Below are 10108 nucleotides of genomic sequence, written 5' to 3' on the forward strand. Positions count from 1 at the left end.
CTCTGGCGTGCAGTCGGCAACATCTGCGACCTGTTCGAGCCCGAAGAATGTTGGAACTACCTCAAGGCCGCTGGCTATGTTGCAGATTAATCGCCTGACGCTCTAGACGAGATGTCGGACCTCTGCCTGACGGAGGCCGAGTACGTATGGGTGACGGATAAGCTTCTTGGCGTCGCACGCACGCATGGAGAAGGCCGCGTGCTCTCCATGCTTGAGGGCGGCTACGAACCTGGGGCGCTCGCTCGCAGCGTCGTCGCGCATCTGAAAGCGCTGATCGGAGGAGCGCGGCGGGTGGTTCCGGTATCCGCGATACTGATCGCCTATTCAATTTCCCGCGCACGAAGGCGCAGTGCGTCAGACGGTCTGATCGGCATCAAGGTATCGCCCCTCAGGTTCATCACGCTTTGGCAACTTGCCGCTCGCTTTCGCCCTGATCGCCGGCGCCTGATAGATGCCACGCCCGCGACCTTGTACGGCCGACGCGCCATCAGCGAGGCGATCCACAAGGGAAGTTTTACGCCTCTGCGGGTCTGAGTCAGGGCGTCAACGCGACCGGTGAGTGCGCAGCCGGATGCTCCTTCCCGTCCATCCATCCGACGCAGCTCTGACGCAGGGTTTCGCCGACACGTTCGATGAAAATCGCTTTCAACCCGCGATGTCGTGCAACCTCTAGCCCGGTGCGCGCGCCCCGCACCATGAGAGCCGTGGCCCAGGCGTCCGCGTCCATGCAGCTTTCCCCCAGCACGGTGACCGATGCCGGCGATCCCGTCGCCGGGCCGCCGCGGGCCGGGTCCATGGTGTGGGACAGGCGCCGTCCGCCAACATCAAGCCAGTGTCGGTAGTCACCGGATGTCGCGACTGCGCAATCCGCCAGTTCCAGGATCGAGAGCGGCGCGCGCGTCTCAAAGTCGGGTCGCTCCAGCGCCACCGTCCAGGGGCGGCCATCGGAGCGCTGACCACATGCGCGCATTTCGCCATCGAGACCCGCCAGGGCGTCCGTGATCCCGAAGCGCCCCAGCACCGCCATCATGCGATCGACGGCGTAACCTTTGGCGATGCCCGCCAGGTCCAGCGTCATGGGCGCGTGTTTGCGAACCCGCAACGCATCGCGGTCTAGATCGAGAACCTCATGCGCCAAGGCGTGGGCCCTGCCCAGGGCGGCCCGCATCGCCTGTATGTCCGTATGCCGCGCCCCGAACCCCCAGGCGGTTACGACATCGCCCATGCCGATGTCGAAGGCGCCATCGGACAGCCGTCCGATCTCGAGGCCGCGGGTCAAAACCTCCATCAGTTCGGGAGGCACCAAAACCCATTCACCGACCGGCGCGCGATTGACGCGCATCAGGTCGCTCTCGGGCTTCCAGGTGGACATCTGGCGATCCACCAGGCCCACACTCTCGGCCAACGCACGACGGATCGGAACGGGGTCCGTAGCGGTGGATGCATCGAAGAGCGCCGACCAGCGGGTGCCCATGGTTGGCCCGTTCAGCGCGTGGCGCACGAGGTCAATACGTGTCTTCGACATAGCGTGCCTCCGCCTTGAGAAGCGCCGGGGTCATTCCGGTGGGGGCCAGAATGTCGGAGAGCACCTCGGCGACGCCCGCAGCCATCTCCCGACCGCCGCAGACCAGCACCTGCGCGCCTTCACTGATCAGGCGGGCGATCCGCGTTGCGTCAGCACGCAGGGCATCCTGCACATAAGCGCGGGAAACGCCGCGCGAAAAAGCCGTCGTCACCGAGGTCAGTCGGCCGTCTTCCTGCCAGCCGCGCGTTTCCTCGCCGTAGAAAAGGTCGCTGTCGGGATGCCTTGCGCCGAAATAGAGGTGCATCGGCCGGCGCCGTGCATTGGCCCGTGCAAAACCGGCGAGCGGGCCGATCCCTGTGCCCGCGCCGATCAGGATTATCGGCTTGTGGTTTCGCGCGGGCCGGAAGGCGGGGTTGCGGCGGATGAAGCCGGGGATGCTCTCGCCCGGTTGCATATCGAGAAGCTGGTCGGAGCAAAGCCCGCCGGGATGCCGGCTGATGCAGATCTCGATGAAACCGTCGCGCTGGCCTGAGGCCAGCGAATAAAAGCGCGGAACGGACGAGCCTTCTGGCAATATCCCCAGCAGATCGCCGGGCCGGAACCGGGCAAACCCGTGTCCGGTCAGCCGCTCCAGGATTGTGACTATCGGCAAGGCGAAGCGCAGGATCGCGGCGGGCGCCTGCATCTCGGCCCCGTAATCGCGGCGCGAGATCAGGGTCAGCGCATGACTGCGCGGATTCACGGGGCTGTGCGATAATTCCAGCGGGTGACCGAGCACTTTGCCAAGGGCGCGGCCCCAGCTGACGAATTCCTGCGGCGACTGGCGGTCCACCGTCGTCATCGGCAACAGCTCAGGCCAGCCTCTATCCGCGGCGATGCGCGCGACCTCGGTGGCGTAACCGCAGAACATGGGGAATTGCCGATCACCAAAGCCCAGAACGGCCAGCGGCAAGGTTTGTGCCTGCGGCACGGCTTCCAGCCGGTCAGCAAACCCCTTGGCCGAGGCCGGGGCGGCGCCGTCGCCATAGGTGGCGGCCAGCAGGATCACCCGTTCGGCGCGCTTGTACGTGCCGGGTGAAAACTGCGCCATCGCGCCGATATGGACCTTGTGGCCAGCCTGCGTGAGTGCGTCGTGCAGTGTCGCGGCGAAGCACCAGGTGCTGCCGCCCTCGCTGCCGACCAGAAGGATCACGTCGGCCTGACCGGCAACGGCGTTCCCTCTGATCCGAGGCCGGGCGCGGCGGGTTTGCGTCCAGAGGATCACGCCGGTGGCCGCCATGACCGGCGCGCCAAGCGCCATCAGCCCGAGGATGAGCCCCAGCGACGCCGAGCCCTGTCCGGTGTGCAGCATGTAGACGGTCTCGCTCAGGCGCTGCCACGCGCCGAAATCGACCCAGGCGAGCGTGGCGCCGGTGCCCTGATCAAGATATCCCTCGCCGGTGCTGGTCTTGAGCGTGAACACATCGGTCAAATCACCCGGATAGGGAAAGGTCAGCTCTCGCAAGCTTGCCACCGGCGTTTTGCGCAACAAGGGCATGGCGCCGGGCGCCGCGCCGGTCCGTCCGCTCACCTCGGCTGGAAACGCCGTGGCGCTTTCGCCGGGGATAAGGTCGAAGGTGCCGGCCGTCATGAAAAGCGCTGTGGTGGAGGAAAGCAGCAGACCGATCACGGTCAGCCGCGCGACCTCGACATGCAGCCGCCCCGGGAGCGGGCCGCGCAGGCGCGAGAAGACCCGCCGCCAGCCGCCAACCCGCCGCGCGGTCAACATCAGGCCGGAGATCGACAACACCAGAAGCGCCCCCGCCCCGGCCGCGGCGCTCAGCCGTCCGACATCGCCCAGGAACAGCGAGCGGTGCAGATTGGTCATCCAGCGCTGGAAGGACGACGGTTCGTAATCCGCGACGCCTTGGCCCGTTGCGGGGTCGATGACCACGGCGCCGGGTCGGCCACCGTCGAAATAGAAGGCGGTGATCCGTCTCGAGGGCGCGCGGCGGATCTGCTCGACGCCGGGATAGGCGGCGGCCACGCGCTCGGCGAGCGTCGCAACGGCCAGATCGGTTTCGGATTGTGCCGGGGCCTGCGCTACCTCGAGCGCCGGAAGGACGGACAGCACCGCGCCGCTGAGCGTGAGAACCACGATCAGTAGCGCCGCGACGAGCCCAGGAATTTTGTGCAGAGCACGCAGCATGACAGGCTCCCTCTTGCCGGCTTACATGTCGTAGGTGAGATCGCGGATGTAGCGGCGGCCCGGAACGGGCTTGCCCGCGTCCGCGCTGGTCAGCGGCACGACAACCTCCGACGGGCTGTCGCGCATATCCTCGACAGAGGCGTCGATGTGCAGTTCATACCCCACATCGAACAGCGCATCGGCCAGATCGAGCGTGATCTTCAACTGCCTTCCCGCGCCCACGCTGGCGCCGGTGATGCCGTTGATCTGGGCCGGGTCACCGCCGGTTGCGCGGTACCAGTCGCTGAGATGCTGGTAATATTTCGACTTGCCCCCGGCCATCCAGAGGCTGCCCAGATAGGCCCCCTGCGCATCGGTGACATAAAGCGCAATGTAGGCGCCGTCGCCGCCATAGTCGTTCATGTTGGCGGTCAGCGTGACCGGTCTGGCCAGAGCCAGCCCCGGCACGGTTATGGCCGTCGTCAGGGCAAGGGCGGACAGAAGCGACTTCATGGGGATTCTCCGTAAGAAGATTTGGGATCAGGCAGGATTGCCTGTCCCCGCTGATCCTTTCCTGACGCACAGCGCCGGTTGTCTTCAGCTTGCCGTCAGCTTTCTCGCCCGGTCCGTCACCATCGACACGCAAAGGCCCCGCCACCGGAACGCGGCGGCGGGGCCTTGGCAGGAGGCAGGAAGAAAGGAGACGTGGACTCAGTTCACCTGAACCTGCGGGGCCGGGCCGATTCCGAACAAGCCGTTTGCGGGCGGGGCGACCGTTCCCACAGGCGCCGCGTTCTGGCCGGGTGTGCAAGCGCGGCCTTTGTCATCGTCGGTATCACAGTCGTCCTTTTCGTCATCGTCGTCATCGCCGCGGCGCGCCCGGCGATCGTCGTCGTCATTCGAGCCGTTGTCGGCCAACAGGACCTGCATCCCGTCTGACGGCGCGGTGGCGCCATGCGTGCGCTCGGTGACCGACATCGTGCCGGAATTTGAGGCCAATCCGGTGCCGGTCGAGGAAAGGGCCAGAACCGNGTCTGACGGCGCGGTGGCGCCATGCGTGCGCTCGGTGACCGACATCGTGCCGGAATTTGAGGCCAATCCGGTGCCGGTCGAGGAAAGGGCCAGAACCGCACCAAGGGCGGTCGTTGCGGCAAGGAGGGCAAAAGCGGCTTTCATGTGATGGCTCCCATCAGTGTTGCGATGAATGCGATCCTGAAAGCCCCGGATGATCGGAACCTGACGGATTGGGGAAATCTGCTTCAGCCGGCCGTCAGCTTCGCCTGCGGAAGGAAGCCCCGCACTGTCGGGCAGCGTTCGGGCGGCGCCCTCTACCCCAGCGTGGTCCGGGACCGATGTCAGCGGTCACGTTGCGGATAATGCGCTTTCAGCCGCCAACAATCCGGACAGTAGCGCCGGGACAGTTGCACATGATGTGGTCTCGAATGCCTTCGACGAATGCCGTTGGCCAAAATCCAAGGCAGGCCGACTGAAGCCGTCGGCCTGCCTTGACAGTGATCCCGCTGCACGAGCGCAGCTGTTTCATCGAGGGGCGCCGGGCGCGTGCGGATTGCCCATGCCCATCATTGGCACCGGGTCTTGACCGTAGAGCGGTCCCGGACCAATCGGGATCTTCGCCGGCTCTGCCTCGATCATACTCGCCTGAACAGACGAATTGACGAGAACAGCTGCCGGATAGAGGACTTCGATATCCGTCATCTCATGCCAGATCATCTGGTCGGCAAGGCGCGAGACCTCCTGCCGGCCTTCCGCTTCCGCCGCGGCGAACAGGTCGACCAACGCGCCGACGACCTCTACCTGACCGTTGATCAGCAGGGGCAGTTCCGCCTGCAGGCCCGCCAATGTCGGCAGAGACCCTGCCACGGCCTTTCCTTCCGCGACCTCCTTGATGAGCCCGAGGAACGGTAAGACCACCCTCTCCTCCGCCTCGATGTGCGGGCCCAGACGATCGGCCGCGGTGCGGGCCGCGCCGCCGATCTGACCCGGCGTACCGGCAACTTCCTCGAGCTGCGTGAGGAAGTCCGCATGAGCCACGCTCAGCACGTAGGGGGCTTCAAGCGGAGCTGCCGAAGCCGTCACAGCAAATACGGATGCGACAGCAGAAACGATGAATGACGCGTGCATGGTCTTCTCCTTTGATTGAAGCGTGTCTGATCCGCGATTCGCTTTCAGTGGATCTTGCTGGAATCGATACGAGCAATCTGGTGCTGCCACCTGAGAGCTTCCTGACGGCGACGAAGTTTCTGCTTCAGCTTGGTGTCAGGAAGAAAAGCCCCGCCACGCAGGCAGGGCTCAGTCCGGGTCGAGGGGCACGCGGCACATAAGATCAGGAGTCAGGCGATATCGCCGTGGCCGGGCGCGCGCTTGTCACCCGTGATCATGGCGCGGGCCAGATTCTCGTGATGGCGGAACGAGGCGAGCACCACGCCTCCCACGTGCAGCGCAACGAGGAGCAGCAGCAGGTTGGCGAACGTCTCGTGCACTTCCTTCAGCTGCCCGTCCGTTTCCGCTTCAACATACCCGGCTTCGTCGCCCTCCTCGTCGGCATGGGCGGCTGTAACGATCCGCGGCAGATCAACAAGCATCGCGACACGGCTCGGCTCTTCCATCAGCCAGCCGGAGAAGGCGGTGCCGGACAGTGTGACGAGCAGCGCCACGATCATCGCCGCGGCCGCCGGGTTGTGGCCGAGATAGCGGCGTTCTCGCCCCCTCGCCATGTCGCCCAGATAGGCGAGCGTGGTGGCCGGACCGCGCAGGAACTGCGCAAAGCGCGCGTAGCGGCTGCCGACAAGGCCCCAGACCAACCGGAACGCGACAAGGCCTGCCACACCGTAGCCTGCGATTTCGTGAACCCGTTGAAGCTCGTCCGCTGTCAGCCATGCGATCGCAAAAGCCACCACCAGCGCCCAGTGGAACAGGCGCACCACCGGATCCCAGACGCGGATCATCACTCGACGACAACGCCGGGCTTGCTGCCCGGGACGAACAGACCGCTGTCGGGCGGTGCCACCGTTCCAGCAGGAGCGGCGTTCATGTCCGGCCGGTTGCCCGCGTCGTCCTCGTCGTCATACTCGGTCCCGACGATTGCCAGCGTGCCAGGATCGACCGTGACCTCGATCTCACGACCCTTTGCATCGCGGCCATCGATCTCATAGCAGCCGTCATCGGTCTTGATCCGGCGCACGGTCCAACCCTGCGCCTCGGCCATCTTCTGGACCGCCTCGCGCGGTTGCCAACTGGCCATAGGGACATTGCAATCGTCGTCATCGGCGTAGGCAGACCCGGTCGCGACAACGCCCGACAGAAGCGCGGCAGCCATCAGGGATTTCTTCATCTGTCCATCTCCCGTAACTGGTGGTGATGCGCCCTTGTCGCGCGCTATTCTGACGGCGACCTGAAGCACGCCGACTCTTCACGTCAGGTGCCTGTAATTTTCGCAGGGGATACGGGACCGACAGGGCGAATGGGACCGGAACGACATGCGTGTGCTGCTGATCGAGGATGACACGGTGCTGGGCGCCGCGGTGCGCGACCAGATCGCCGCCGATGGCCATTCTGTCGACTGGGCCACGCGGCTTGACGCAGCGAGCGAATATCTTGGAGTGGCGGTCTACGACCTGATCTTTCTGGATCTGATGCTGCCCGATGGGCGCGGCCAGCCGTTTTTGCGCGCCTTGAGGGTGCGAGGCGATGTGACACCGGTGATCATCCTGACCGCGCTTGACCAGATCAGCGACCGGATCGAGGGGCTGAACGCCGGCGCCGACGACTACATGGTCAAACCTTTCGACCTGTCCGAACTCTCGGCGCGACTGAACGCTGTCGCCCGGCGCTATTCGGGCAACCCCAACCCGCTGGTCACGCTGGGGGATCTGGAAATCGACCTTGCTGCAAGAACAATCCGGCGGGGCGGAAAGGCCGTGCCCCTGACCGCCCGCGAATGGGTGTTGTTCGAGGCCTTGGTGCAGCGACCCGGGCAGATCCTGTCCAAGGCGCAGCTCGAAGAACGGCTCTACTCCTTCGAGACCGAGATCGAGAGCAACACGATCGAGGTCCATGTCAGCCGGCTGCGCAAGAAGCTGGGGCGCGGCGGGATCGAGACTGTTCGCGGCTTCGGCTATCGGCTGGGCGCCGCATGAGATGGCCCGGCTCACTACAGGCACGGCTGGCGCTTGGGCTGGGACTGGGCTTGGCCCTGCTCTGGCTGGCAACCGCATGGGCGACGGCAACCATCCTGCGCGGCGAGATGAACGAGGTGTTCGATTCCGCGCTTGAGGAAACCGCCCAACGAATCCTGCCGCTGGCGGTGATGGACATCATCGACCGCGAAGAGCAGGGCGTCAGCCAGCGCATCGCCACCCTGCGAAGCCACGAGGAACTCTTCACCTACATTGTTCGAGACGACCAAGACCGTGTGCTGTTGCGCTCGCACGGGACCGAGAACGTGGTCTTTCCAGCATTCGATGGCATGGGTTTCCGCCAGACGGCGACGCATCGGCTCTACTACGACGCGGCGCTGCAAGGGACAATCACCATCGCCGTCGCCGAGCCATTGAGCCACCGTGCCGACGTGGCGCGCGAGGCTTTGACTGGCCTGGCTCTGCCCCTGGTCGTCGTCATTCCGATCAGCCTTCTCGGGGTGCTGGTGGTTGTCCGGCGCAGTTTGCGACCCGTTCGCCGGTTCAGCCGCGCGCTGGCCGGCCGTGGTGCCCGTGATCTGTCCGAGGTCGGCAACAGCAATCTTCCAAATGAGATCCTGCCGGTGGCGGAGGCCGTCAACAATCTTCTGGACCGGCTGCGGCGTACGCTGGAGGCCGAGCGTAACTTCACCGCCAATGCCGCACATGAATTGCGCACTCCTGTGGCGGCGGCGCTGGCACAGACTCAAAGGCTGATGGCGGAAACCCCCGATCCTGCCGTGACCCAAAGGGCGGGCGAGATCGAGACTGCGCTCAAACGGTTGACGCGGCTGTCCGAGAAGCTGATGCAACTGGCCCGAGCCGAGGGCGGGAGATTGCGGCGCGACACCGCGACGGACCTGCGGCCCGTGCTGCGCATGGTCGTCTCGGATCTTGAGGGGATCGCCGGGAAAGAGCGCATTGACCTCGAATTGTCGGACGCACCGGTCCTGTCCGATATCGACCCCGACGCCTTTGCGATCCTCGCCCGCAACCTGATCGAGAACGCGCTGCGCCACGGTACCGGCGAAGCCCCCGTTCAGGTGATCCTGACGCCGCGCCGTACCCTGCGCGTGATCAACGAGGGCTCCTCCGTCCCGCCCGAAACGCTGGCGCGGCTCACAGCGCGTTTCGAGCGTGGGCAGGCCAAATCGGAGGGCAGCGGGCTGGGCCTGTCGATCGCCAAGGCCATCGCGGACGGGGCGCAGGCGACGCTCACGCTGCAATCGCCCTCCCCGGGCCGGGCGGACGGATTCGAGGCATCGTTCCAGGCACCGACAGGTCGGCAACCGAACTGAGCGTGGCCGTTCAAACCGCCGCAGCCCGCCCAATGTTCCGCAAAGCCACGACGGCTATGGCGGCCCACACAACCGTGCGTAGGATCATCGCGCCGACGGTACGCATCTCGTAGACGCCGCCCTGCATCACATGCACCCCGAAAGCCAGCAGGACCAGAACGGTGCCCGCCAAAATGGCGATCGAGAGCCAGACCGCCCAGTGATGCCGCAGGATCAGCCCGATCCCCGCCGCGACATAGGCGAACCCCGCCAGAAAGTTGAACCACAGCACGAAGGGCACAGCGTCGCCCACCGCAGCGCGGGCCGCGGTCCCGCCGAAGAGCGCGCGTCCGCCCGAAAATATGGTCAGCGCCCCGAACACAACCGCCACGACGGCCGCGATCAGCAGAGCGGATTTTCGGCTTGTCGTCATTCCTCACGTCCTTCGATGCTTTCAACAATAGACCGCATGACCCGATTGTCCGTTTGTGAAACACGTGGATATCCATCCCAAGCGACGTATCCTGGTCCGCAGATCAAATACGTTGAGGCCTGGGCGCGAAAAGCGGGGGTGACGCGTTCATTCGGCGAGTTTCGGAAAGCGGTCTGTGGCGTATTCGGCATGGCATGCGCTACATGCCTCGACCATCTTGCCGAACTCTTCCTGCTGTTGCGCCCTGTTGCCGGACCGCGCGGCATCGGCAAGCGCCGCCGAAATCGAATGAAAGGCACGGTCCTGTTCGACGAAACCCTTTGGAACAGCCGCCATGAGATTCTTCCTATCTTCGGGCGTCATCGACTGTTGTAGGATGAAGCTGTCATGGATGCGCTGGGCTAGAGCGTCATGCGATTAATCTGCAACATAGCCAGTGGCCTTGAGGTAGTTCCAACATTCTTTGGGCTCGAACAGGTCGCAGATGTTGCCGACTGCACGCCAGAGATC

At 65.0% G+C, this 10108-nt stretch carries 10 protein-coding genes and 1 pseudogene; 3 read left to right on the forward strand and 8 right to left on the reverse strand.

All coding sequences use genetic code 11. The features are described from left to right. Nucleotides 1–111 precede the first annotated feature (111 nt). Nucleotides 112–261: pseudogene (locus tag VSX60_RS22655) on the forward strand (histone deacetylase family protein); the annotation flags it as partial. 274 nt (nt 262–535) lie between these two features. Here VSX60_RS22655 and VSX60_RS21090 read toward each other — a convergent pair. The 6 genes from VSX60_RS21090 to VSX60_RS21115 all read right to left on the reverse strand — a co-directional run bounded on the left by VSX60_RS21090 (nt 536) and on the right by VSX60_RS21115 (nt 7044). Beyond that, the gene (locus tag VSX60_RS21090) at nt 536–1525 is read right to left on the reverse strand and encodes an FAD:protein FMN transferase (protein WP_327626218.1); all 990 of its coding nucleotides are present in this window, start codon (nt 1523–1525) and stop codon (nt 536–538) included. Continuing rightward, nucleotides 1506–3713 (reverse strand): PepSY domain-containing protein, encoded by a 2208-nt coding sequence (locus tag VSX60_RS21095; protein WP_327626219.1) that lies wholly within the window; start codon nt 3711–3713, stop codon nt 1506–1508. The genes VSX60_RS21090 and VSX60_RS21095 overlap by 20 nt, the downstream gene beginning before the upstream one ends. A gap of 21 nt (nt 3714–3734) precedes the next feature. Then, nucleotides 3735–4205: a DUF2271 domain-containing protein gene (locus VSX60_RS21100; RefSeq protein WP_327626220.1), complete on the reverse strand. Its 471-nt coding sequence runs from the start codon at nt 4203–4205 to the stop codon at nt 3735–3737. Nucleotides 4206–5231: 1026 nt separating this feature from the next. Continuing rightward, complete coding sequence (locus VSX60_RS21105) at nt 5232–5834, reverse strand: hypothetical protein (RefSeq protein ID WP_327626221.1); 603 nt, start codon at nt 5832–5834, stop codon at nt 5232–5234. Nucleotides 5835–6043: 209 nt separating this feature from the next. Next, the gene (locus VSX60_RS21110) at nt 6044–6658 is read right to left on the reverse strand and encodes a cytochrome b/b6 domain-containing protein (RefSeq protein WP_327626226.1); all 615 of its coding nucleotides are present in this window, start codon (nt 6656–6658) and stop codon (nt 6044–6046) included. Further along, nucleotides 6658–7044, reverse strand: coding sequence for a PepSY domain-containing protein (locus tag VSX60_RS21115; RefSeq protein WP_327626222.1), 387 nt, complete (start codon nt 7042–7044; stop codon nt 6658–6660). The genes VSX60_RS21110 and VSX60_RS21115 overlap by 1 nt, the downstream gene beginning before the upstream one ends. Before the next feature lie 145 nt (nt 7045–7189). Between VSX60_RS21115 and VSX60_RS21120 the strand changes: the two genes are divergently transcribed. Then, nucleotides 7190–7849: a response regulator transcription factor gene (locus VSX60_RS21120; protein ID WP_327626223.1), complete on the forward strand. Its 660-nt coding sequence runs from the start codon at nt 7190–7192 to the stop codon at nt 7847–7849. Beyond that, nucleotides 7846–9186, forward strand: coding sequence for an ATP-binding protein (locus tag VSX60_RS21125; RefSeq protein WP_327626224.1), 1341 nt, complete (start codon nt 7846–7848; stop codon nt 9184–9186). The genes VSX60_RS21120 and VSX60_RS21125 overlap by 4 nt, the downstream gene beginning before the upstream one ends. A gap of 10 nt (nt 9187–9196) precedes the next feature. Here VSX60_RS21125 and VSX60_RS21130 read toward each other — a convergent pair whose 3' ends face one another. Continuing rightward, nucleotides 9197–9598 (reverse strand): hypothetical protein, encoded by a 402-nt coding sequence (locus VSX60_RS21130; protein ID WP_327626225.1) that lies wholly within the window; start codon nt 9596–9598, stop codon nt 9197–9199. 147 nt (nt 9599–9745) lie between these two features. Then, the gene (locus tag VSX60_RS21135; protein ID WP_327626227.1) at nt 9746–9991 is read right to left on the reverse strand and encodes a cytochrome c; all 246 of its coding nucleotides are present in this window, start codon (nt 9989–9991) and stop codon (nt 9746–9748) included. Nucleotides 9992–10108: the final 117 nt, after the last annotated feature.

It is taken from the genome of Aurantimonas sp. A3-2-R12 (assembly GCF_036016755.1).
In the GTDB taxonomy this organism is placed as follows: Bacteria; Pseudomonadota; Alphaproteobacteria; order Rhizobiales; family Rhizobiaceae; genus Aurantimonas; species Aurantimonas coralicida_A.